Annotated in this window: 27 protein-coding genes; 16 read left to right on the forward strand and 11 right to left on the reverse strand. The window is 68.5% G+C overall.

The genetic code is table 11. From position 1 onward, the window contains the following. Positions 1 to 6: 6 nt before the first annotated feature. The 3 genes from nbrcactino_RS17065 to mftR are packed head-to-tail and all read right to left on the reverse strand — an operon-like array spanning position 7 to position 2,096. Positions 7 to 372, reverse strand: coding sequence for a DoxX family protein (locus nbrcactino_RS17065; RefSeq protein ID WP_161928652.1), 366 nt, complete (start codon positions 370 to 372; stop codon positions 7 to 9). A 16-nt stretch (positions 373 to 388) separates the two neighbouring features. Continuing rightward, positions 389 to 1,447, reverse strand: coding sequence for a ferredoxin--NADP reductase (locus tag nbrcactino_RS17070; RefSeq protein ID WP_161928653.1), 1,059 nt, complete (start codon positions 1,445 to 1,447; stop codon positions 389 to 391). 34 nt (positions 1,448 to 1,481) lie between these two features. Next, entirely contained in the window at positions 1,482 to 2,096 is a 615-nt protein-coding gene (gene mftR / locus nbrcactino_RS17075; RefSeq protein ID WP_161928654.1) for a mycofactocin system transcriptional regulator MftR, read from the reverse strand. A 109-nt stretch (positions 2,097 to 2,205) separates the two neighbouring features. Between mftR and mftA the strand changes: the two genes are divergently transcribed. From mftA to nbrcactino_RS17105, 6 genes are all read left to right on the forward strand, one after another. Then, the gene (gene mftA, locus nbrcactino_RS17080; protein WP_161928655.1) at positions 2,206 to 2,298 is read left to right on the forward strand and encodes a mycofactocin precursor MftA; all 93 of its coding nucleotides are present in this window, start codon (positions 2,206 to 2,208) and stop codon (positions 2,296 to 2,298) included. After that, complete coding sequence (gene mftB / locus nbrcactino_RS17085; protein WP_161928656.1) at positions 2,298 to 2,690, forward strand: mycofactocin biosynthesis chaperone MftB; 393 nt, start codon at positions 2,298 to 2,300, stop codon at positions 2,688 to 2,690. The genes mftA and mftB overlap by 1 nt, the downstream gene beginning before the upstream one ends. After that, on the forward strand, positions 2,687 to 3,937 hold the full coding sequence (gene mftC, locus nbrcactino_RS17090; protein ID WP_161928657.1) for a mycofactocin radical SAM maturase: 1,251 nt from the start codon (positions 2,687 to 2,689) through the stop codon (positions 3,935 to 3,937). Before mftB ends, mftC begins: the two co-directional genes overlap by 4 nt. Before the next feature lie 56 nt (positions 3,938 to 3,993). Further along, entirely contained in the window at positions 3,994 to 5,211 is a 1,218-nt protein-coding gene (gene mftD / locus nbrcactino_RS17095) for a pre-mycofactocin synthase MftD (RefSeq protein ID WP_161928658.1), read from the forward strand. 96 nt (positions 5,212 to 5,307) lie between these two features. Further along, positions 5,308 to 6,690: an LLM class flavin-dependent oxidoreductase gene (locus nbrcactino_RS17100; RefSeq protein ID WP_161928659.1), complete on the forward strand. Its 1,383-nt coding sequence runs from the start codon at positions 5,308 to 5,310 to the stop codon at positions 6,688 to 6,690. A gap of 229 nt (positions 6,691 to 6,919) precedes the next feature. After that, positions 6,920 to 7,420: an SRPBCC family protein gene (locus nbrcactino_RS17105; protein WP_161928660.1), complete on the forward strand. Its 501-nt coding sequence runs from the start codon at positions 6,920 to 6,922 to the stop codon at positions 7,418 to 7,420. 22 nt (positions 7,421 to 7,442) lie between these two features. Here nbrcactino_RS17105 and nbrcactino_RS17110 read toward each other — a convergent pair whose 3' ends face one another. Next, positions 7,443 to 7,868 carry a hypothetical protein gene (locus tag nbrcactino_RS17110; protein WP_161928661.1) on the reverse strand — a complete coding sequence of 142 codons (426 nt, stop codon included), beginning with the start codon at positions 7,866 to 7,868 and terminating at the stop codon, positions 7,443 to 7,445. A gap of 168 nt (positions 7,869 to 8,036) precedes the next feature. Here nbrcactino_RS17110 and nbrcactino_RS17115 point away from each other — a divergent pair, with 168 nt between their 5' ends. Next, positions 8,037 to 8,837, forward strand: coding sequence for a mycofactocin-coupled SDR family oxidoreductase (locus nbrcactino_RS17115; RefSeq protein WP_161928662.1), 801 nt, complete (start codon positions 8,037 to 8,039; stop codon positions 8,835 to 8,837). Between the two features lie 15 nt (positions 8,838 to 8,852). Here nbrcactino_RS17115 and nbrcactino_RS17120 read toward each other — a convergent pair whose 3' ends face one another. Further along, positions 8,853 to 9,179 (reverse strand): nuclear transport factor 2 family protein, encoded by a 327-nt coding sequence (locus nbrcactino_RS17120; protein ID WP_161928663.1) that lies wholly within the window; start codon positions 9,177 to 9,179, stop codon positions 8,853 to 8,855. A 56-nt stretch (positions 9,180 to 9,235) separates the two neighbouring features. Further along, positions 9,236 to 9,991: an SDR family oxidoreductase gene (locus nbrcactino_RS17125; protein WP_161928664.1), complete on the reverse strand. Its 756-nt coding sequence runs from the start codon at positions 9,989 to 9,991 to the stop codon at positions 9,236 to 9,238. Positions 9,992 to 10,054: 63 nt separating this feature from the next. On the opposite strand from nbrcactino_RS17125, the gene nbrcactino_RS17130 reads away from it, so the two are divergent. Beyond that, positions 10,055 to 10,747 (forward strand): TetR/AcrR family transcriptional regulator, encoded by a 693-nt coding sequence (locus nbrcactino_RS17130; protein ID WP_161928665.1) that lies wholly within the window; start codon positions 10,055 to 10,057, stop codon positions 10,745 to 10,747. 35 nt (positions 10,748 to 10,782) lie between these two features. Here nbrcactino_RS17130 and nbrcactino_RS17135 read toward each other — a convergent pair whose 3' ends face one another. Beyond that, positions 10,783 to 11,703 (reverse strand): SMP-30/gluconolactonase/LRE family protein, encoded by a 921-nt coding sequence (locus nbrcactino_RS17135; protein ID WP_161928666.1) that lies wholly within the window; start codon positions 11,701 to 11,703, stop codon positions 10,783 to 10,785. Between the two features lie 82 nt (positions 11,704 to 11,785). Here nbrcactino_RS17135 and nbrcactino_RS17140 point away from each other — a divergent pair, with 82 nt between their 5' ends. Continuing rightward, on the forward strand, positions 11,786 to 12,382 hold the full coding sequence (locus nbrcactino_RS17140) for a TetR/AcrR family transcriptional regulator (RefSeq protein ID WP_228460996.1): 597 nt from the start codon (positions 11,786 to 11,788) through the stop codon (positions 12,380 to 12,382). On the opposite strand, the gene nbrcactino_RS17145 is transcribed toward nbrcactino_RS17140, so the two are convergent. Then, on the reverse strand, positions 12,383 to 13,486 hold the full coding sequence (locus tag nbrcactino_RS17145; protein WP_161928667.1) for a CaiB/BaiF CoA transferase family protein: 1,104 nt from the start codon (positions 13,484 to 13,486) through the stop codon (positions 12,383 to 12,385). Between the two features lie 161 nt (positions 13,487 to 13,647). On the opposite strand from nbrcactino_RS17145, the gene mftE reads away from it, so the two are divergent. From mftE to mftG, 3 genes are read left to right on the forward strand one after another with little or no spacing between them, the layout of a single operon-like run. Next, positions 13,648 to 14,346 carry a mycofactocin biosynthesis peptidyl-dipeptidase MftE gene (mftE, locus tag nbrcactino_RS17150; RefSeq protein WP_161928668.1) on the forward strand — a complete coding sequence of 233 codons (699 nt, stop codon included), beginning with the start codon at positions 13,648 to 13,650 and terminating at the stop codon, positions 14,344 to 14,346. After that, on the forward strand, positions 14,343 to 15,779 hold the full coding sequence (gene mftF / locus nbrcactino_RS17155) for a mycofactocin biosynthesis glycosyltransferase MftF (protein ID WP_161928669.1): 1,437 nt from the start codon (positions 14,343 to 14,345) through the stop codon (positions 15,777 to 15,779). The genes mftE and mftF overlap by 4 nt, the downstream gene beginning before the upstream one ends. Further along, complete coding sequence (gene mftG, locus nbrcactino_RS17160; RefSeq protein ID WP_161928670.1) at positions 15,779 to 17,029, forward strand: mycofactocin system GMC family oxidoreductase MftG; 1,251 nt, start codon at positions 15,779 to 15,781, stop codon at positions 17,027 to 17,029. The genes mftF and mftG overlap by 1 nt, the downstream gene beginning before the upstream one ends. A gap of 7 nt (positions 17,030 to 17,036) precedes the next feature. Here mftG and nbrcactino_RS17165 read toward each other — a convergent pair whose 3' ends face one another. From nbrcactino_RS17165 to nbrcactino_RS17175, 3 genes are all read right to left on the reverse strand, one after another. Continuing rightward, complete coding sequence (locus nbrcactino_RS17165; protein ID WP_161928671.1) at positions 17,037 to 17,525, reverse strand: hotdog fold domain-containing protein; 489 nt, start codon at positions 17,523 to 17,525, stop codon at positions 17,037 to 17,039. 81 nt (positions 17,526 to 17,606) lie between these two features. Then, positions 17,607 to 19,052: a DUF4153 domain-containing protein gene (locus tag nbrcactino_RS17170; RefSeq protein ID WP_161928672.1), complete on the reverse strand. Its 1,446-nt coding sequence runs from the start codon at positions 19,050 to 19,052 to the stop codon at positions 17,607 to 17,609. 409 nt (positions 19,053 to 19,461) lie between these two features. Next, entirely contained in the window at positions 19,462 to 20,145 is a 684-nt protein-coding gene (locus tag nbrcactino_RS17175) for a tyrosine-protein phosphatase (protein ID WP_308470349.1), read from the reverse strand. Positions 20,146 to 20,685: 540 nt separating this feature from the next. Here nbrcactino_RS17175 and rpsJ point away from each other — a divergent pair. The 4 genes from rpsJ to rplW are packed head-to-tail and all read left to right on the forward strand — an operon-like array spanning position 20,686 to position 22,638. Next, positions 20,686 to 20,991, forward strand: a complete 306-nt coding sequence (gene rpsJ, locus nbrcactino_RS17180) for a 30S ribosomal protein S10 (RefSeq protein WP_007318892.1) — start codon at positions 20,686 to 20,688, stop codon at positions 20,989 to 20,991. Between the two features lie 17 nt (positions 20,992 to 21,008). After that, positions 21,009 to 21,668, forward strand: coding sequence for a 50S ribosomal protein L3 (gene rplC / locus nbrcactino_RS17185; protein WP_161928673.1), 660 nt, complete (start codon positions 21,009 to 21,011; stop codon positions 21,666 to 21,668). Continuing rightward, positions 21,665 to 22,330, forward strand: coding sequence for a 50S ribosomal protein L4 (gene rplD, locus nbrcactino_RS17190; RefSeq protein WP_161928674.1), 666 nt, complete (start codon positions 21,665 to 21,667; stop codon positions 22,328 to 22,330). The genes rplC and rplD overlap by 4 nt, the downstream gene beginning before the upstream one ends. Positions 22,331 to 22,332: 2 nt before the next feature. Beyond that, entirely contained in the window at positions 22,333 to 22,638 is a 306-nt protein-coding gene (gene rplW, locus nbrcactino_RS17195) for a 50S ribosomal protein L23 (protein WP_161928675.1), read from the forward strand. Positions 22,639 to 22,658 lie beyond the last annotated feature (20 nt).

Below are 22,658 nucleotides of genomic sequence, written 5' to 3' on the forward strand. Positions count from 1 at the left end.
GTGGGATCAGGCGTTGCGCCAGACCCTGAGCGCCAGTGCGATCAGCGGGATCTGCAGCGGCGGGCGGGCCAGCGCGATGGTCTTCAACACCGGGCCCTTGTCCTGCCAGAGCCGCACCATGTTCACGTTCGCCGGGAAGACCGCGGCGAAGAGCAGGGCGGCAAGGCCGGCGGCCCGTCGTCGCAGTGACGGCACCAGCAGTGCGGCGCCGAGTCCGACCTCGGCGATGCCCGACGCATAGGTGTAGTGGCGCGGTTCGCCGGGCAGTTCCTCGGGCACGATCGAGTCGAACGGCTTGGGCGTCAGGAAGTGTAAGACCCCGGGCACGAGCAGGATCAGGGACAGGATTCTCGCCAGGCGGTCCGTCGACATGCCACCAGCGTATAGGTCAGAACTCGATCTTGAGGTTGTCGGCGGTGGGCCGCGACTGGCAGCCGAGGATGTAGCCGTCGGCGATGTCGTCCGGGTCGAGCGCCCCGGAGTTCTCCATGTCGACGGTGCCCTCCGAGAGCGTGCAGGCACAGGACCCGCACTCGCCCTCCAGGCAGGAGTACGGCGCGTCCAGGCCGGCGGCCAACATCACGTCGATGAGGGTGCGGTTGCGCGGCCAGACGAGGGTGTGGGTCTCGCCGTCGAGCTCCACTTCGACCTGTGCGGCGTCGGCGGCCTCCTCCTCGGAGACCTCCTCGTGCTCGACGTCGACGAACGGGTCGCCGGAGAGTGAGTTGTAGACCTCGCTGTGCACGTTGTGGTGGTCGAACTTGGCCTTGGCCAACCCCTCGTGGACGGCGTCCATGAACGGTCCGGGCCCGCAGATGTAAGCCGAGTGGGTGGTGGCCATCGGCTTGAAGAAGGTGGCGAGGGCGCGGATGCTGGGCAGCCCCTGCAGCGACTCGAGCCAGTGGACGAGGGTCAGCCGGCCGGGGTTGGCTTCGTGCAGGGCGCGCAGCTCGTCGGCGAAGATGACGTCGTTCTCGCCGCGGTTGGCGTAGAAGAACGTGATCGGTCCGGTGCCCATGCGCAGTGCCGTCTTGAGGATCGACATGACCGGGGTGACACCGGAGCCGGCCGCGATGAGGAGCAGCGGTGCGTGGATGTTGGCGGGGGTGAAGACGCCCGACGGGGGGAGGGCCTCGATCTGGGATCCGGCGGCGAGGTTGTCGCACACCCAGTTGGAGCCGTAGCCCTCCGGGGTGCGCTTGACGGTGACCTTGGGCTTGTCGTCGGTCGACGGCGACGAGGACAGCGAGTAGCACCGCGCGACCGACCCGGTCTGGTCGCTGGGGATGCGCAGGGTGAGGAACTGCCCGGGCTGGTAGTCGGTGAACTTCTCACCCATCGCCGCGGGGACGTCGAAGACGATGCTGCGCGCGTCAGGGGTCTCGTCGACGACCTGCGCCACCGTCAGGATGACGCTGCGCGAGCCGTGGGGGACCAAGTCGGTCATCAGCCGTCCTCTCAACCAACAACTAGAACGTGTTCTAATTTAGCGTATCGACCGGCGCCAGGGCGAGAGCGCCGTCGATACCGTTGGCGAGCACGCCGCTCCCCTCGAGGAGCAGGTCGCGCAGACGCTGTGCCGACGGGTCGTGGGAATCGTCGAGCCATTGCTCGTAGGCGGCCAGTGCGGTGCTGAGGGTGAGCCAGCTGATCAGCTGTGGCAGATAGCCGTCGGCCGGCACCCCCAGGCGTGCGCCGATGTAACCGGCGACCGTGTGGCGCCAGTCGGCGTACATGATCATCGAGTGCGCCTGCAGCGCCGGGATGGTGAGCAGCAGGCGCATGCGGCGCCGGTGGCGCGCGGTCTGCGCCGCGGGGACGTCGTTGAAGTCGATGAGGGCGGCGGCGAGCGCCTCGGTCAGCGGCATATCGCCGGGGAGGGTGTCGAGGAAGGTGCGCATGTCCTCGAGGTGGACGTCGAAGTCGCCCCAGGCGATGGCGTTCTTCGACGGGTAGTAGCGGAACAGGGTGCGGCGGGCGATGCCGGCCGCCGCGGCGATGTCGTCGACGCTGGTCTCGTCGAAGCCGTTGCGGTCGAAGAGGTCGATGGCGAGGTCGCAGATGCGCGTCTTGGTCGTCACGGGCCGACGGCTCACTGGTCACCTCTCCTTTTGGTCAGGTTTTGCGCAGACCCGTTGTGTTTCTGCACTCGGTGTCATTATAGTCAAACGTGATCCGCATCACTAGCCCATAGGAGGTTGGATCATGGCTGATCAGGAAACTGTCACCGACACCGAGCTCGTCAGCGAATCGCTGGTCGAGGAGGTCTCGATCGACGGGATGTGCGGGGTCTACTGATGAGTGCCCCCGCTTCGGCAACCAGTCCCGGTGACCGCGCATCGGTCACCGGGGCGGGTGCCGCCACCCCCGCCAGTACTCCGATCGACGGCCCGCGCGCCGACGCCGAGCCGGCCTTCCGGCTCGATGCCGCGTGGGTGCTCAACCCGAAGGTCGCCGTGCGCCCCGAGCCGTTCGGCGCGCTGCTCTACCACTTCGGCACCCGCAAGCTTTCGTTCCTCAAGAACCGGACCGTCGTCGGGATCGTGCAATCGCTGCACGACTACCCCGACGCCGACACCGCCCTCACCGCCGCCGGAATCGACCGTGCGTCGCGCCCGCTTTACGTCCAAGCGCTGGGCGCGCTCGCCGAATCCGGCATGATCATCCCGCGACAGGAGACTCCGTCATGACGACACTGGAACAGCCCCGGGTCGCCGCACCACCGGCCGTCGGCCGCCTGGTCGACCAGTTCGAGCGCGGCCTCGACGCCCCCATCTGCCTCACCTGGGAGCTGACCTACGCCTGCAACCTGGCATGCGTGCACTGCCTCTCGTCGTCGGGCAAGCGCGATCCGCGCGAACTGTCGACCGAGCAGTGCAAGGGCATCATCGACGAGCTGCAGCGCATGCAGGTCTTCTACGTCAACATCGGCGGCGGCGAGCCGACCGTGCGGCCGGACTTCTGGGAGCTCGTCGACTACGCGACCAGCCATCAGGTCGGCGTGAAGTTCTCCACCAACGGCTTGCGCATCACCCCCGAGGTGGCGCAGCGGCTGGCCGCGTCGGACTACGTCGACGTGCAGATCTCGCTCGACGGCGCGACCGCGGAGGTCAACGACGCGGTGCGCGGCCCCGGCTCCTTCGACATGGCGGTGCGCGCCCTGGAGAACCTGCGCGACGCGGGGTTCGGCGACGCCAAGATCAGCGTCGTCATGACCCGCGAGAACGTCGCCCAGCTCGACGAGTTCAAGGCGCTCGCCGACCGCTACAACGCGACGCTGCGCATCACCCGGCTGCGCCCGTCGGGCCGCGGCGCCGACGTGTGGGACGACCTGCACCCGCTGCCCGAGCAGCAGCGCGAGCTTTATGACTGGCTCGTCGCCCACGGCGACCGTGTGCTCACCGGCGACTCCTTCTTCCACTTGTCGGCGTTTTCGTCAGGCGGTGGCAGCGGCCTGCCAGGACTGAATCTGTGCGGTGCCGGGCGCGTCGTCTGCCTCATCGACCCGATCGGCGACGTGTACGCGTGCCCGTTTGCGATCCATGAAAACTTCCTGGCCGGCAACATCAGCACCGACGGCGGGTTCCAGGAGATCTGGCAGCGCTCGGACCTGTTCACCTCGCTGCGCGAGCCGCAGAGTGCGGGGGCGTGTGCGTCGTGCAACCACTTCGATGCCTGCCGCGGCGGCTGCATGGCGGCGAAGTTCTTCACCGGTCTGCCGATGGACGGCCCGGACCCCGAGTGCGTCCAGGGCTATGGCGAGTCGCTGCTGGCCGGCGACCGCACCAAACCGACCGCCAACAAGGACCACTCCCGCGGTGTTCCGCTGCAGCTCATGACCCGGCCGCCGTCGCGCGACTGCGACGAAAACCCGCTCGCGGGCTTCCTGCCCACCACGGCGACCGGCTGCTCGTCGTCGGGCTGTTCCACCTGCTGAGACCGTCCGACCCGGCTTCGGCCACCCTGTTCCACCCCCCATTCGAGGAGATACCCATGTCGAAATTCGCCGAGCTGATGGAGCGCAATCCGTGGCGCCGCAACCCGTGGTTCGAGACCATCGGGGAGGCGCAGCGACGGGCCCAGAAGCGGCTGCCCAAGACGGTCTACTCGTCGCTGGTCGCGGGGACCCAGGCCGGCATCACCGTGACCGACAACGTCGAGGCCTTCAAGGAGATCGGCTTCGCGCCGCACGTCGTCGGTGCGACGCCGGAGCGCAACCTCACCACCACGGTGATGGGGCAGGAGATCTCGTTCCCGGTCATGATCTCGCCGACCGGCGTGCAGGCCGTCGACCCCGACGGCGAGGTCGCCGTCGCGCGGGCCGCCGCCGCCCGCGGAACGGCGATGGGACTGTCGAGCTTTGCGAGCAAGCCGGTCGAAGAGGTCACCGCGGTCAACGACAAGATCTTCTTCCAGATCTACTGGCTCGGCAGCCGCGAGGAGATCCTCGCCCGCGCGCAGCGCGCCAAGGAGGCGGGCTGCAAGGGCCTGATCGTCACCACCGACTGGGTGTTCAACATCGGCCGCGACTGGGGCAGCCCGGAGATCCCCGAGCAGGTGGATCTGCGAGCGGTGGCCAAGCTGGCGCCGGAGATGATCACCAAGCCGCGCTACGCTTTGAGCTGGTTCCGCGACGGCAAGCTGATCATCCCGGACCTCTCCGCCCCGAACATCGCCCACAAGGACGAGCCGGGCCCCACCTTCTTCGACGTGTACGGCACCTGGATGAACACCCCGCCGCCCACCTGGGAGGACCTCAAGTGGCTGCGCGAGCAGTGGGACGGCCCGTTCATGGTCAAGGGCATCACCCGCATCGACGACGCAAAGCGGGCCGTCGACATCGGTGCGACGGCGATCTCGGTCTCCAATCACGGCGGCAACAACCTCGACGGCACCCCGGCGACGATCCGCGTTCTCGGGCCGATCGCCGACGAGGTCGGCAAGGACGTCGACGTGCTCCTCGACGGCGGGATCCGCCGGGGCAGCGACGTCGTGAAGGCACTCGCCCTGGGTGCCAAGGCCGTGATGATCGGCCGCGCCTACCTCTGGGGGCTCGCGGCCAACGGCCAGGCCGGTGTCGAGAACGTGCTGGACCTGCTGCGCATGGGTATCGACTCGGCCCTGATGGGACTGGGGCGCGACGACGTCGCCGACCTGTCGCGCAAGGACCTGATCATCCCCGAGGGCTTCGAACGGGTCTTCGGCGACTGAGCCGTTGCAATACCCGTGATCGCAACACTGGGGTAGCGGGGCGGGCGGCCCTAGCCTGAGGCGGAATCCAGCTCCCGTTGAAAGGCTTTGGCCGCCATGTCGTCTCGTCCACTCCTCCGCCTGTCCGCGTTCGTCATGAACACCACGTCGCACATCCTGCACGGGGCGTGGCGGCGGCCGGAGGCCCAGCAGCACAACTTCAACTCGCTCGAGCACTGGGTTTCCTTGGCCCGCAAGCTCGAAGAGGGCAAGTTCGACTTCATCTTCTTCGCCGACGTGGTGGGCCTCTACGACGACTACCGCGGCGGCTGGGACAAGTTCGTCGAGACCGGGTTGCAGATCCCCAGCAACGACCCCTCGGTGATCGCGTCGGCCATTGCCTACAACACCGAGAACCTGGGCATCGCGATTACCAGCTCGGTGCTGCAAGACCACCCGTTCAGCTTCGCCCGCCGCATCTCCACGCTCGACCACGCGTCGAACGGCCGGATCGCCTGGAACATCGTGACCAGCCCCAGCCAGAACCCGTCGCGCAACTTCGGCCTGCCCGGGTTGACCCCGCACGACGAGCGGTATGTGTGGGCCGACGAGTACGTCGATGTCGTCTACAAATTGTGGGAGGGGTCTTGGGACGACGGGGCGCTGATCCAGGACAAGACGTCCGGGCGCCACGGCGACCCGAGCAAGATCCACAAGATCAACCACGAGGGGAAGCGTTACCGCGTCGAGGGGCCGCACCTGGCGGCACCGTCGCCGCAGCGCACCCCGGTGCTCTTCCAGGCCGGCTCGTCGCCAGCCGGGCGCCGGTTCGCCGCGCGCAACGCCGAGGCCCAGTTCATCATCTCGCCGTCGCCGGAGGCCGCCGCGCCGTTGATCGCCGACACCGACCGCCTCGTCGTCGAGGCCGGCCGCCGGGCCGGTGACGTGACGTACTTCCAGGGGTTGAACTTCGTCATCGGGTCGACCGAGGAGGAGGCGCGCCGCAAGGAGGCCGAGCTCGAGGAGTCCATCGACATCGACACGATGGTGGCCCACCTCGCCGGCGGCACGGGACGTGACCTGGGCTTTCTGGACCTCGACACCCCGATCGGCGAGATCGAGTCGGAGGCGTCACGCAGCCTGCTGCAGTGGGTCGAGGAGGCCGTCCAGGGCCGCCCGGCGACGGTGCGCGACGTCGGCCTGCTGACCGGCCGGTCGTCGCGGGTGGTCGGCACCCCCGAGCAGATCGCCGACATCTTGGAGCGGTGGCAGGATGCCGGTGTCGGCGGCATCAACGTGGTGAACTCCACCATTCCGGGCAGCTACGTCGAGTTCATCGACCACGTGGTACCGGTGCTGCGCGAGCGCGGATTGGTGCAGCGCGACTACGCCGACGGCACGGTGCGGCGCAAGCTGACCGGTGACGATCTGCTGCCCGATCGGCACCCGGCCGCCGCCTATCGGGGGGCGTTCACGCCGGCGGTGGCCGCCGCCGACTGAGGCTGGCCGGACCGCGGAGCTGCGGCAGACTGAGGGGATGATCTGCCGCCGCCGTGCCGCGTTTGCGGCGTCCGGTCGGCTTGATGGAGCCACAATCAGTAGACTGCGGCGGATCATCCGGGCCACGCGTAGCGGACTACCCGATTCCGCGGCCGGCGACCGCTGCGGCGTCCGGCGTCGTCGACCGGGTCCAGGTAGTGGGGGTGTGGGGATCGGATACGGTGGCGACATGCGCTACCGAGATCAGCCCACCGTCGAGGTCGAGATCAGCGTCGGCGCCGAGCCGTCAGCGGTGTGGCCGGTGGTCACCGACATCGCTCTCCCGGTGGGCCTGCCGGGAGAGTTGCAGCGGGTCGAGTGGCTCGACGGTGCGACCGAACCGGTGGTCGGCGCGCGGTTCGTCGGGCACAACAACATTGAGGGTGTCGGCCGCACCGAGACGATCTGCACCGTCGTCGAGGTCGAACCGGAGCGCCGTTGGGTCTACGAGGTCACCACCGGCGACATGGTGCCGTGGGCGCAGTGGGGCTTCGAGGTCGATCCCTCGCGCACCGGGTCGGTGGTGCGCCAGTTCGCGCGCATCGGTCTGGCCCCCTCGCCACTGAAGGCCGCGATCGACGCCGCACCGGAGAAAGAGGGGCGGATCATCTCCCGCCGCCTGGCCGGCTTCCGGGCGGCGATCACGGCGAACCTGGACGAGGTTCGACGGCGGTGCGAGTCGTCGGGCTAGCGTTCGGCGTGTCGCCGGTCGCCTACGGGGAGGGAACGAGGCTGGAGCTGCCGGCGCCGTCAAGCGCCCGATAGATCCCGGCCATCGGGCCGACATAGATCGTCGTCGGTGTCGAGACGAAGTCTGTCGCCGCCTGCTGGGCGGGGTCATAGCAACGCACACCGACGCGGTACTTGCCGTCGGCCAACGGCGGTGAGGACACCGTCAGGTTCCCCGCACTGTATGACTTGTTGTCCGACAGCGTCTGAAAGTCGGTGCTGGTCCGATACTTCCGGAGGAAGCAGACCCAGAACGTCGACGGGGTCGACAACGTCGTGGTGATGGTCGCAACGTTTCCGGCGACGCTCACCTTGGTGGTCGGTGCTGCGCTCGCGGCACCGCTTCCAAGGCTGACTGAAATGAGGGCCGCCGCAGCCAGTATGCCGAGGCGGACGGTCGTTGGGGGCATGGTCTTCTCCTCTGGTCGGGGTGAGTCGATCTCATCGCGGACTCGAGGAGGTGGCGCGAGTAGACGACTACTCGAACTTTCCGACGGGCCGAACTCTCGACCCGATCACCAGGTTGGGAGGGCGCCGACGCCCCCGACCGCAAACTAGAACGTGTTACAGTTTGCGATATGGGACAGTTCGACGGCCAGGTCGTCTACATCACCGGTATCGCCCGAGGTCAGGGCCGTAACCACGCTGTGCGCTTCGCCGCCGAAGGCGCGTCGATCATCGGCCTCGACATCGCCGACCGGGTTGCCGATCACCAGACCTACCCGACGGCGACGGCCGACGATCTCGCCGAGACCGTCCGGTTGGTCGAGGAGGCCGGCGGCAAGATCCTGGCCCGCCAGGGCGACACCCGCGATCTTGCGGTGCAGCAGCAGCTCGTCGCCGACGGGATCGAGGCCTTCGGGCGCCTCGACCACGTCGTCGCCAACGCCGGCATCCTCACCTGGGGCCTGACGTGGGAGCTGACCGAGGCGCAGTTCACCGACGTCGTCGACGTGAATCTCGTCGGTACGTGGAAGACCCTCAAGGCGGTCATCCCGCCGATGATCGAGGCCCGCAACGGCGGCTCGATCACGATCATCTCGTCGACGGCGGGGTTGAAGGCGATGCCCGCCCAGGCCTCCTACTCGGCGTCAAAGTTCGGCTTGCGCGGCTTGGCGCAGTCGGCGGCAAAGGAGCTGGGCCCCAAGCGGATCCGGGTCAACACCGTGCACCCCTACGCGGTCAACACGCCGATGGGTGTGGAAGACCCGGAGGCGTTCAAGGCCTTTGAGACCTACGGCGAACACTTCCCGTCGATGATGAACCACTACCCGGTGGCGACCCTCGACGACCTGTCGGACGCGGTGCTCTACCTGGCCACCGCCCAGGCCGTGACCGGCGCGGAGTTCCAGATCGACATGGGGTCGTCGAAGGTCTGACCGCCGTCGGCGGCCTCAGCCCTCGCGGATCGTCATCGAGGCGATCTTGTCCCCGACGACGGCGAAGGTGAACCTGCTCAGCCCGTTGGCCCAGGTGCTGCGCCAGTCGGCGACCACTGCCGTCGAATCGCCGGTGGTCGTCGCCTCGGTGACCGTCATGGTGCCCTTGGCCCCGATGAACTCTTTGTCGCTCCAGCCCTTGATCGCGTCGCGGCCGGTGAAGATCCGGCCCCAGTCGTCGACGAAGCCGTCGTCGGTGAATGCGTCGAGGAACCCGGCCTCGTCGTGGCGGTTGACCGCGTCGATGAAGGCGGTGACGGGCGGGGGAGTGGTGGTGCTCATCGGATCGTCCTTTCGGTTGGTGTCGTCATTGTTGATTCTGGTGTCGATTCTGGTGGTCAGCGGGTGGTGTAGCCGCCATTGGCGAAGATCGTCTGGCCGGTGATCCACCATCCGTCGGTGGCCAGGAAGGTGACGATCGGCGCGATGTCCTCGATCTGCGTCAATTGTCCCGCCATTGCCTGCGACTTGTGGAACTCGACGCGCTCGGGCGTCTCCTGGCCGTAGAAGAACGGGGTGTCCATCGGGCCGGGTGCGATCGCGGTCACCGAGATGCCGCGCGGCGCAAACTCTTTCGCTGCGGCCCGGGTGAAGTGCTCGACCGGACTCTTGCCGCCGGCATAGGTCGAGTAGCCGTCGGTGAAGGCGCCGAGGAGGGACGTGACGATGGTGATGACCTTGCCGTCGTCGGCGAGGTTGCGTCCGGCCTCCTTGATGAAGAAGTAGGCGGCCTTGCTGTTGATGTCGAACATCGAGTCGTATTCGTCCTCCGAAGTCTCGACGATCGGCTTGCGCAGCACTTTCCCGACCGTGTTGACCGCAACGTCGACCGGGCCCAGGGCGGCCGCCGCGCCGGCGAACAACTGCTCGACGTTCTCCGGAACGGTCAGGTCGCCGGTCAGGACGACGGCCTCACCGCCTTGTGACCGCACGTAGTCGGCGGTCTCCTCGGCCTGGTCTGCCGATTGCGGCGAGTTGTAGTGGAGGGCGACGTTGGCGCCCTGGTCGGCGGCCAATCGGCTGACCAGGCCGCCGAGATTCTTGGCTCCGCCGGCGACGAGAACGTTCTTTCCAGCGAGTGTGTGGGTGCTCATCCATGCTCCTATATTGACGATACATATCGCTATATCAGCGATACAGCGATACTATAACGGACTGTGGAGAAGACGTCGAGTGATACCCGGACGCGCCTGCTGGACGCCGCGTCCGAGTTGATCGCGGCTGCGCCGGGCGAGGAGTTCTCGTTGCGCGAGGTCTGTGACCGGGCCGGAGTGAAGATGCCGACGCTCTACCATTTCTTCGGCAACAAGCAGGGGCTGACCGAGGCCGTCGTCGCCCGCGGTTTCGAGCAGTACGCCGCAGCGAAGGCCCAGGCGGAATCCAGTGGCGATCCGATACAGGACATCCGCGACGGGTGGGATTCCCACGTCGCATTCGGGCTGGCGAACCCGGGCGTCTACGCGCTCATGTACGGCGCGGTGCGGCCGGGGGACACCTCGCCGGCCCAGGCTGCGCCGACCGCGATGCTGCGCACACTGGTGCGGCGCGCCGACGAGCAGAACCGCCTTGTCGTGCCCCCCGAGCAGGCGGTGGGCCACATCCTGGCGACCAACGTCGGGGTGACCCTGCGCCAGATCGTGGCCGAACAACCCGACCCGGCGCTGTCGGCGGCCGTGCGCGACGCGGTGATCGGGGCGATCACCGGGACGGGTGTGGCCGCGGCCGATACCCGGCGGGAAGCGCTGCTCGGTGCGCTCGACTATGCCGTGCGCAATCCGGACGTCCTCGGCACGACCGAGACGTCGTTGCTGGCCGAGTGGTTACGACGATTGGCCGACGACCAGCGCTGACCGGTCGTGGTGCGCCGGGCGTCACCTCATATCGTCTAGCCGCGTCGCACCCGCAGTACGTACCCGGTTTCGGTGCCCACGACGACGCTGTGCCGATCCCGGGGATCGGCCGCAACCGAGGTGACGGGTTGGCCGACCGGGGCGGCGCATGCCGCACCGGTGCGGATGTCGACGAAATAGAGCGTTCCGGTCGTCGACGTGACGGCGAGCCGGTCGGTCCCGAGTGGCGTCAGGTCATCGAGGAGCCCGGGCAGCGGGGCGGTGAGGTCGGCCGCCGGCGTCGTCCGCGACGGCGCGTCGAGGGGCACCCGCAACACGCGGCCGGTCAGGCTGGTCGTCATCGTGACGTAGAGACTGCGGCCGACGACGGCGACGCCGTTGATGCTCGTGCCGTTGACGGTGAGCGTTGGGGAGAGGTTGTGCGGCGCGCGTGCCGACCAGCCGGCGTCGACGGTCCCGTTCCGGCGCAGCCGCACCACCCCGCGCCAGGTGTCGCCGACATGTCCCGCGCCGGCGGCGTCGAAGGCCAGGCCGTTGGGCAGGCCCAAGGCGCGGGCGAAGGGTCGGGCGGTCGGCTTCGGCGCCCGGGGGTCGAAGCGGTACACCGCACCGCTGCCCGTCAGCGTGGTCAACTCGCGGGTGAAAGAGGTGACGTACATCTGATCGCCCGGCCCGGACCGCACGGCGCCGGGGAAGGGCACGGCGACGCTCTTGACCACGCGACCGCGGGAGTCAAGCTGTTGCACAACGCTTTTCGCAATCCGGGAGACCCAGAGGCGGCCATCGGCGTCGTAACCGAGGTTCTCCGACCAGTCGACCGCCGGGGTCGACGGTGCGGTGACAGGGGTGACGCGCACCGGGGCGCACATCGTGGCGGCGTTGCTCGGCGTGGCCGTGACTGCGGAGGCCGCGGTCGCGCACAGTGCGACGACCGCCCAACTGATTGTCTTTCGCATACAGGTGCCGCCCTTCTTGTGGTTGGGGAACAGAGTAGGCGCGCAACCGGACTTACGCAACAAACTGTTGCATAATGGGTGGATGGTCGGGATGAACCACAACTCCACGGCGCCGCTGGGCCGGCCCCTGGCGGGAGACATCAGCCGCCGGGTCGATGAGGCGGTGCTGCGCCTGCTCGCCGAACGGGGATACCACGGGCTGTCGATCAGCGAAGTCGCCAAGCGTGCCGACGTCCCCCGGTCGACCCTCTACCGGCGAGGCGAGTCGACGGCGAGTCTCGCCGTCCACGCCATCAGCTCGGTGGTTCCGGAGGTCCACGACGTGGACACGGGTGCGCCGCTGGCGGACCTCGTCGCGTCGGTCACCGACTTCGTCCATCGGTTCACCGCCAGCGACCACACGCCGGTCGTCATGGAATTGCACGCGCTGGCGCTGCGCGACCCCCAACTCGCCGCGCTCACCGCCGAGTACCTCCGCCCGCGCGGAGCGATCCTCGACCAGATGATCGCGCGGGCCCAGGCCGACGGCGCCATCGACCGGGCAATCCCTGCCGGCGCCGTGCGCGACCTGTTGATCGGCCCACTCTTCTACCGGTGGTTGATTCCCAAGCAGACACTCGACGACCAGACGGTCGCGACCATCGTCGGCGCGGTGATCTGCGGGGTTGCCCCCGCCTGATCAGTCGTTCCAGAGCGACGCCGGATCCGTGGCGGTGCGCTGCGGTCCGGTCGGGGTGTCGGGCTGGGTGCGCGAGAAGCGAGGGGCCACCTGCGCCTGCATCACCCCGTCGATCTCGACGAGGGTGCCGCGGGCGGCGAGGTGCGGGTCCTGCGGGGCCTCGAGGAAGTCGAGGATCGGCGAGACACACGCGTCGGTGCCGTCGAAGACCGCGGCCCATTCGTCGCGCGTCTTGGTCTTGAAGACCTCGGTGAACTTGTCCTTGAGCTCGCCCCAGCGGCCCATGTCCAGCTGATGGGGCAGATCCTCGCCCTCGAGGCCCAGCCCCTTGAGGAGCTCGGCGTAGAACTGCGGCTCGATCGAGCCGACGGCCATCCACTTGCCGTCGGAGGTCTCGTACACCTCGTAGAACGGGGCGCCGGTGTCGAGGAGGTTGGCACCGCGGCGGTCCTGCCACAGGCCCGTGCCGCGGAAGGCCCACATCATCTGGCCCAGGACCGAGGCGCCGTCCACCATGGCCGCGTCGATGACCTGCCCCTTGCCGGAGACGCTGCGCTCCACCAGGGCCGAGAGGATGCCGATGACGAGGAACATCGAGCCGCCGCCGAAGTCGCCGACGAGGTTCAACGGCGGGGTCGGCTTCTCGTCGGCGCGGCCGATCGCGTGCAGCATGCCGGTCAGCGAGATGTAGTTCATGTCGTGCCCGGCCAACTCGGCACGCGGTCCGTCCTGGCCCCAGCCGGTCATCCGGCCGTACACCAGACCGGGGTTGACCGCGGCGAGGTCCTCGGGGCCGAAGCCGAGGCGCTCCATGACGCCGGGGCGGAAGCCCTCGATGATCGCGTCGGCCTTGGCGACCAGGTTGAGGATGGTCTCGCGGTCGGCCGGGTTCTTCAGGTTGGCCTCGACGACGCGCCGGCCGCGCAGCAGCGCGTCGGCGTTGCGACCCTCCTTGGGGAGTTCGCCCGGCCGCTGGACGCGGATCACGTCGGCGCCGAGGTCGGCGAGCAGCATCGCGGCGTGCGGGCCGGGGCCGATGCCGGCGAACTCGATGACGCGGACGGAGCTCAGAGGGCCGGGGCGGCCGGAGTCGTGAGTCGTCATGGCGGGGTGCCTCCACAGGGTCGCTGGCGCGTGTGAGCACGCGCGCTTTCAGTTGATGTCTGCCGTCCAGCATTTCATACCGAGCAAGCGCTCGGCAGAGGGCCGGCCGACCTTGCCCGACACCGTATCGCCGAAGCCCTCGCGCGACTACACTCGGCGCAATGACGCAGGCGCAGTTGGGGGCGCAGACGTCGGCCGCGATCGACGGTCTCGCCGCCCTCGTCTTGGTGCCGCTCGGTGCCACCGAACAGCACGGGCCGCACTTGCCGCTGGACACCGACACGCGGGTCGCCGTGGAGGTGGCCACCCGTGCCGCGCAGCGGTGCGATGCGCTGGTGGCGCCCGCGATCGGGTACGGCGCCAGCGGCGAGCACGAGGGCTTCCCCGGCACCATCTCCATCGGTTCGCAGGTGCTGCGCGATCTGTTGGTCGAGTTCGGCCGCAGCGCGTGCCGGTGGGCGCCGCGGATCTTGTTCGTCAACGGCCATGGCGGCAACCTGTCCGCACTTGCCGATGCGGTTTCGCTTCTGCGCTACGAGGGCCGCGACGCGGCCTGGTTCGCCTGCGCCCCGACGGGCGGCGACGCTCATGCCGGGCACACCGAGACCTCGATGCTGCTGTCCTTTGCGCCGCAGGCGGTCGACACCGACGCCGCCGTTCCCGGGGTCACCGCGCCGTTGCCCCACATCATCGACGACCTGCGGCGGGGCGGAACCGTCGCGGTGTCTCCCACCGGAATCCTCGGCGACCCCACCACCGCCACCGCCGAAGACGGCGAGCAGATCATGGCGGCATTGGTCGACGACCTCGCTGCGGCGGCGGTTGGGTGGACTCCCGACGAGAGAGGTCGGGTGCGGTGACCGAACCGAATACCGTGCTGCCCAGCGGTTTCCAGGTACAGATTGACCGCCGGTCCGCTCGCGGGGACTGGACGCACATTGTCGGCGGATCGCCGACGCGCCTATTGCGGATGTCGGCGCGCGCCGTCTCGATGATCGACGAAGACGGTCGGATCACCGTGCGCGACAATGACTCTGGGGCACTGGCCCGCAAGCTCCTCGACTCCGACGTGGCCCACCCAAGGCCCATGTTCGGCCCGCACATCGACGAGGTCACCGTCGTGATTCCGGTGCGGGACAACCAGTCTGGCATCGACCGACTGCTCGCGGCGCTGCCCGACGACGTGCCGGTGGTGGTCGTCGACGACGGTTCGGCGGTTCCCGTCCACGTGCCCGAAGGGGTCGTCGTCGCCCGGTTCGAGACCAGTCGGGGGCCAGCCGCAGCGCGCAATCATGGTGCGGCACTGGTGGAATCGGAGTTTGTCGCCTTCCTCGACTCCGACGTCGTACCCCACCACACCGGAGACCCGAAGTCGGCCTCGGCCGAGCAGGGCCCGTGTGGCGAATGGCTGGCGGCGTTGATGGCCCACTTCTCCGATCCCGCCGTCGGTTTGGTGGCGCCGCGCATCGTCGGGCTGCCGGTGTCGCGGCCGAGTGTCGTCGAACGGTATGAAGCCGGGTTCTCCTCCCTCGACATGGGTCCGCGGGAGGCGTCGGTGCGGCCGGGTAGTCGGGTCGCCTACGTCCCGAGTGCGGCAATGGTGGTGCGGCGCAGTGCTTTTCCCGGATTCGACGAGGATCTTCGCGTCGCCGAGGACGTCGACTTGTGCTGGCGGATGTCGGCGGCCGGATGGCGGTTGCGCTACGACCCGATTGTGCGGGTGGCCCACGAGCACCGCTCGACGCTGCCCGCGCTGCTGGGGCGACGCCGCTTCTACGGCACCGGGGCGGCACTGCTGGCGGACCGGCACGACCGCAAGGCGGCGCCGCTGGCGATGCGGATCCCGACTGCGCTGGCCGTCGTGGCGCTGTTGACGCGCACCCGGCTGGGTTTGATCGTCGCGGTCGCCTGTGCGGGTTTCGCCGGGTGGACGGTCCGGCAGCGGCTGGGGGCGATGCCTCAGCGTGAACGGGTGGCCGCCGAACTCACCGCGGCATCGGTGGGGCACGGACTGATCCAGGCCGGCGGTGCGGTGTGTCGGCACTACTGGCCGGTGGCGCTGATCGCCGCCTTGCTGTCGGGGCGGCTGCGGCTGCTGTGGCTGCAGATGGCCGTGGCCGATGCCCTGGTGGCCTGGTTGCGGACGGCGTTTGCCGAACGGCGCATCCCCGACGTCGACCCGATGTCGTTCTTCGTCCTGAGGCGCCTGGACGACTTGGCCTACGGCACCGGCCTGTGGCAGGGCGCTTTGCGCGACCATGACGCCACTGCGTTGATGCCGGTCCTGGCCTGATGGTTTCCGACGTCCTCGTCGTCGGGGCCGGCAGTGCGGGCTGTGTTGTGGCCGAACGGCTCTCCCGCAATCGTTCGGTGGTCCTGCTCGAGGCCGGCGGGTGGCCGACCGGTGACGCGCTGCGCGCCGACCGGATGGTTCTCGGCTCGCCGGGATCGCCGTCGGGGCTGGCTCGCTGGTACGGCGCGGCACCGCCGGTGGTGCGGGGCCGCGCGGTCGGGGGGTCGTCGGTGGTCAACGGCGGGTACTTTCTGCGGACCCGGCGCTCCGACTTCGACGGCTGGGGCGCTCCGTTTACCGCGTTAGCCATCGAGGCGGCCTACGACGAGCTCGACGGCGGTGCCCGCGGCGGCACCATGACGGTGCGCCGGCTCGACGACGAGGAGGTGCCGCCGGTGACGTGCGCGCTGGAATCGTATTGGGACACTGTGGATTTGGATCCGTGGCCGGGAATCGGGGCGCAGCGGGTGCCGGTGAACGGCGGGGGTGTGACGCGTCGGACCGCGGCACAGGCCTATCTGGAGCCGGCCCGTGGGCGGGCGTCGTTGACGGTTCGGGCGCAGTCACCCGTCGCCGGTCTGGTCGTCGAGCGGGGGAGGGTCGTCGGGGTGGTGGCGGCAGACGGTGAGGAATTGCGGGCCGGCGAGGTCGTCGTGTGTGCCGGGACGCTGGGTACCGCGGAGCTGTTGATGGCCGCCGGTGTGGTTCGCACGCCGCTACCGGTGTACGAACACCGGGAGGTGCTGGTGCGCTATGCGGCGCGCGAGAACAGCCACTGCCCGGTGCTGCTGCCGAGCGTCGTTCACCACGACGACGTCGAAATTCGTTGCTACGCCGATGATTTCGCCGCCTTCATCACCGGTCTGGCGGCGACGGGGCCGGCCGTCGGGGTGGCCGAGATGGTGCCGGCGCAGGCCGGGTCGCTGAGTCTCGGCGATGGTGGGCTGCAGGTCGAGCTGGCACCGATCGGAGAGGTCGGTGGCGCGGTCGACGGCGTCGTCGCGGCCCTCTCGTCGTCGGGGTTGGCAGACCTGGTGGTCGACGGATCGGTCCGGGTCGACCCCGTCGTCGGCACCTCTCAGCATGCGTGGGGGAGTCTCCCGATGGGGCAACGCACCGATTGGCTCGGCGCCGTTGACGGCGTGCCCGGCCTGCGCGTCGTCGACGGGTCGATCCTGCCGAAGGTCAGCAGCGGGCCGCACGCAACCATCATGATGGCGGCGATCGTCATCGCCGATGCGCTGCGCTGATTGGCAACTAGGCCGGCGTGACCCAGGTGGTGATGTCGCAGTGGACCACCTCGACGCCCTCGGTGTCGCGGATCGACACGTTGACCACGACGTCGCGGCCCTCGGTGACGGTGTCCCACTCGATCGGCTCGGCCAGACGTGCCTCGGCGGTCAACCGCGTCGTAGCCTTGGTGAGGTACTGGGTGGTCATGGCCTTGGGGATCCACCGGTGCGAGGTGGGGGTGGTGGCCTCCATCAACATGCCCATGGCGGTCTCGGCCAAGTTGCACGCGGCGATCGCATGGAAGGTGCCGAGGTGGTTGTGGACGCCGATCCATTTGGGGGCGGTCACCTTGCAGAAGCCGGGCTCCATCTCGGTGACGAACGGCAGGATGGTGCCGAAGTAGGGGACCTTGGCGACCATCCCCGCTGAGAACAGGGCATTGCCGAGGGCGTTGCGGGGCAGGCGCTTGCGCAGGGCGTAGGTCGCGCTGGGGCGCGCGGTGGAATCTGACATACCACTTACCTTACTGCAAAGTAAGTTAGCTTGGCCATGGGCCGGTTTCGTGATTCCGGCGCGCCCCAGGCGGCCTCGTCGCTAGGGGTCGTAGCGGAACTCACCGCAGTGGGCGGGTCGGTCGGCCTGGGTCACCGCGCCGGCGGGCAAGCGCGCGCGGGAGATGTTGGCATCCCGCCACGAGGCGTCGGCGGCGCGGTTGAAGCGGATCCGCCACTGGGCGCACTGCCGACCGGGTTCGGGAAGCCGGTCCAGTTGGCCGTAGGCGTCGGCGGACAGACTTCCCAGATACCAGGAATCCACCTTGTCCGGTGCGGCGGCGGAGCGGTCGACATTCGTCTTGGCGATGAGGGCATCGGGGTTGAGCAGCGCGAAGCCGAGCGCGCTGAACACCGTCAACAGGATGACCCGGCGGACCAGGGGTCCCGCGTCGAAGCGATGTCCCACCGCCATGATCGCGATGATCACCGCGGCCAGGAACACCTCGAAGTAGAGCCCGAAGACGCGGTCGCGCGTGGCCCCGTAGGCGTTGATGTAGCGCTCCATCCGCACGAATGCGGAAACGACGACGAGCAAGGTCGCCAGACACAGTCCACCCAGGAGCAGGCGGGCGGTGCGTCGCTGGCCGGCATCGTCGGCGTCGATGAACCACCAGGCGGCCGTGGCCACGAGGATGACGAGCAGGGTGACGACGAGCAGCTGCCAGAATCCCTGCACGGCGTACTGGGAGTAGGTGAGGTTGGCGGTGCGCTGGACGTAGTCGTCGCCGCCGAACAGCGCCCGGGCCTGCATTGCCAGGAACAAGAGGAACAGCGCCAGGAGCGCACCGATGGGGACCGCCCAGGCCCACGACGGCGGATAGCGGCGCGTGCCGGCCGTCGAAGCGCTGATCCGGACGTTGGCCAACAGGGATCCGGTCAGGGTCACCCATGCGATGAACACGCCCGCGACGAGGGCGGCCATGACGTCGGCGGATAACGGGTTGGACAGGTCGATGTCGAAGAGCTTGCCGAACGTCGGGTCGGCCCCGGCGAAGAGCGCGCCGAAGACGAGGAGCAACAGGACGGTCACCGCGCCGACGGCCGTGGCCACCAGCGCGATCCGGGCGCGCGGTGCCGCACCGGCCCCGTCGGTCACCGGCTTCGGCGAGGCCGGCCGGCGCCTGCGGAACGGCTCGGCGAGAGCGAAGAACGGGGCGATCAAGGGCGCGATCGCCGCGATCCACACCTCGGCCAGATTGTGGGCGCGCACCAGCAGGAGCAGGGTGGCGCAGGTCGCGACGAAGACGCAGATGCCACCCACCCAGTCGGCGTCGAGGACGGTCGGGACGAGGAGCAGTCCGGCAATCCCGACGGTCAGCGGGATCCAATAGCCGCGATCCCGGCGGCGGAAGTCATCCGGAGCCGTGGCGATGATGAGCCCCACGACCGCCAAACCGGTGATCGTCGTGCCCAGACCCGACTCGTCGATGCGCCAGAAGATTGCGCCGATGACACCCCCGACGACGGCGGCGAGCAAAGCCGTCACCGGCAGTGGTGGTGCACTGACCGGATTCGGCCGCGGCGGCGGCGCGTGGACAGGGATGTTGGGCCCCACGGGCGGAGCTGAAGTGAAAGACATCGAGGGTTCCTCTCATCAAAGAACATTCAAAAGCCCGAACTCGGACAACGATGGGCCGGCGTGATTGGTTCCCGCCCCCGCCGAGTGGGCCCTCAATCTCGCCGAGTGGGCCCTCAATCTCGCCGAGTGGGCCCTTAAATCCGTCGACTGGGCACCACGCCTTCGTCGTTGCGCTTATGCGGTGGATCGTGGCCAGCATCATGTGGTCACGATCCACCGCGTAAGCCGGTTGAGGGGAGGGCCCAGTCGGCGAAGATCAGGGCCCAGTCGGCGAAGATCAGGGCCCAGTCGGCGAAGATCAGGGCCCAGTCGGCGGTTAGACGGGGGTGACGAGGAAGCGGGAGCGCAATTCTCGCTGGGCCTCGGCGTCGACGCCCAAGGCTTCGCCGAAGTACCGCTCCAGCGTCCCGTATTCCACCCGGACCTGATCGAAAGCGGCATCGAGATACGCGGTGTCGACGCCGAGCAGGGGGAGTAAGAGCCGGCGATCGCCGCCGGCCGCGGTGAAGCGGTCAACCATCGGCTGCATCGCGGGGAGCAGTCGATCATTGGTCAGCAGGTAGTCGCGGTAGACATCCTCGGTGCGGACACCCATCAGGCTCAGGAAGGTCGCAGCGGCCCAGCCGGTGCGGTCCTTGCCGTTGGTGCAGTGGAACAGCGCCGGCGTGCGACCGCCGTCGAGCAGGCCGGTGTAGAAGTCGCCGAACCCCCGTTTCGCGCTGTCGAGGGTGACGAAGTCGCGGTAGGTGGAAGCCATGAGCGAGTGCGCCTTGTCGACGGTCAGCTCCGCCGACATCTGCGCGACGACGGCCGGGTCGGCCAGCAGTTCGGCAATATTGGCCGGCAGTGCGATCGACGTCGTGTCGGCGAGGACGTCGAGGGCGAGCTCGGTCACGCCGGGGAACTGGGGATCCGGTGCGCCCTCGCGCTCGGTATCGGTGCGCAGGTCGACGATCGTCTTCAGGCCGATATCGGCCAGACCGGTTCGGTCGGCCGTCACTGATCCGCTCGAAGTCGTTGGCGCGGTAGATCGTGGACGGGCGGATGATCAGGCCGTCGTGCCCGGTCCAATAGCCGAGATCGCGGAAATTGGCGATCGACGGGAAGGGGCTGAGCGCTCCGGGGGATGTCTGCGGCACGTCAGCAACGGTAGAGGAGGCGTCGGACAGGTCTATCCGGTGGTCCGCAGCAAGCTCCGGAGCAGGTGGTAGAGCGATTTGGACTGCACGGGTCGGGTGGTGCATACTTGTCGGGTTGCCTTGATCGGGTGGCACGGATTCGTGCGGCCCGATCCTGGGAGCCGACACCCGCGTCCCGCGGGGATCGCGCGTGTACCGCGTGGAGCATCAGCCCCACGGACTCGACACGCCCGACCGCGTGGACCGGAGGCAAGACCCGCCGCCGATCTCACCGGCGGCACGTACAACGACAGATGAACAGCGTCGATCCGCGGCCGTGTCCGTGGACAGTGATCGCCGAGTTGCCGGTGCCCACATGCGTGCGTTCGTCTGTCGAGAACAACTGACGGAAGAGGACCAGCGTGGCGGGACAGAAGATCCGCATCAGGCTCAAGGCCTACGACCACGAGGCGATCGACGCTTCGGCGCGCAAGATCGTGGAGACCGTGACCCGTACGGGTGCACGGATTGTCGGCCCGGTGCCGTTGCCCACCGAGAAGAACGTGTACTGCGTCATCCGCTCGCCGCACAAGTACAAGGACAGCCGCGAGCACTTCGAGATGCGTACCCACAAGCGACTCATCGACATCCTCGACCCGACGCCGAAGACGGTTGACGCGCTCATGCGCATCGACCTGCCGGCGAGCGTCGACGTGAACATCCAGTAAGCGGGGGTGGCTAATCAATGAGTAACCAGAGCAGCACGAAGGGCCTGTTGGGCACCAAGCTCGGCATGACCCAGGTGTTCGACGAGAACAACCGCGTCGTCCCGGTGACCGTGGTCCAGGCCGGACCCAACGTCATCACCCAGATCCGCACCGCGGAGCGCGACGGCTACACCGCCGTCCAGCTCGCCTACGGGGCCATCGACCCCCGCAAGGTCAACAAGCCGGTGACCGGACAGTTCGCCAAGGCCGGTGTCACGCCGCGCCGCCACGTCGCGGAGATCCGCGTCGCGGACACCAGCGAGTTCGAGGTCGGCCAGGAGCTGACCGCCGAGCTCTTCGCCGAGGGCGCGCTGGTCGACGTGACCGGCACCTCCAAGGGCAAGGGCTTCGCCGGCGTCATGAAGCGCCACGGCTTCGCCGGTCTGGGCGCCAGCCACGGTGCCCACCGCGTGCACCGCGCACCCGGCTCGATCGGTGGCTGTGCCACCCCGGGTCGCGTGTTCAAGGGCATGCGCATGGCCGGCCGCATGGGTAACGACAAGGTGACCACGCAGAACCTCACCGTCCACAAGGTGGACACCGAGGCCGGTCTGCTGTTGATCAAGGGCGCGATCCCCGGCCGCAAGGGCGGCATCGTGGTCGTGCGCGACGCAGTGAAGGGTGGTGCGACCAAGTGAGCACCGAGACGAAGACCAACTTGAAGTTGGACGTCAAGACCACCGATGGCAAGACCGACGGAACCGTCGAGCTGCCCGCGGAGATCTTCGACGCCCCGGCCAACATCGCGCTCCTGCACCAGGTCGTCGTGGCCCAGCAGGCCGCGGCCCGCCAGGGCACGCACGCGACCAAGACCCGCGGCGAGGTCCGCGGCGGTGGCGCCAAGCCGTACCGCCAGAAGGGCACCGGCCGTGCACGTCAGGGCTCGACCCGTGCGCCGCAGTTCACCGGTGGTGGCACCGTCCACGGCCCGCAGCCGCGCGACTACAGCCAGCGCACCCCCAAGAAGATGAAGGCCGCCGCCCTGCGCGGAGCCCTCTCCGACCGGGCGCGCAACGACCGCATCCACGTCGTCACCGAGCTGGTTGCCGGGCAGACCCCGTCGACCAAGTCGGCGCGCAAGTTCCTGGAGCTGCTCAGCGACCGTCGCAACTTCCTCGTCGTGCTCTCGCGCGAGGACGAGGCGGCTTGGCGCAGTGTGGCCAACCTCGGCAACGTCAACCCGATCGCGCCGGACCAGCTGAACACCTACGACGTTCTGTACTCCGACGATGTCGTGTTCACCGTCGAGACGCTGAACGCCTTCATCGAGGGCAATCAGAGCAAGAAAGAGGAGGCCTAGGTATGGCTACGCACGCTGATCCGCGTGACATCATCCTGGCGCCGGTGATCTCGGAGAAGGCCTACGGGCTGATCGAGGACAACGTCTACACGTTCATCGTGGCGCCGTCGTCGAACAAGACCGAGATCAAGATCGCGGTCGAGAAGATCTTCGACGTGAAGGTGGCGAGCGTCAACACCGCCAACCGCCAGGGCAAGCGCAAGCGCTCCCGCGGTGGTTTCGGGCAGCGTCGCTCGACCAAGCGCGCGATTGTGACCCTGGCCGAAGGCAGCAAGCCGATCGAGATCTTCGGGAACCCGGGCGCGTAAGCGCCGGCACCGGAGACGAG

The sequence above is a fragment of the Gordonia crocea genome (genome assembly GCF_009932435.1).
Taxonomy (GTDB): Bacteria; Actinomycetota; Actinomycetes; order Mycobacteriales; family Mycobacteriaceae; genus Gordonia; species Gordonia crocea.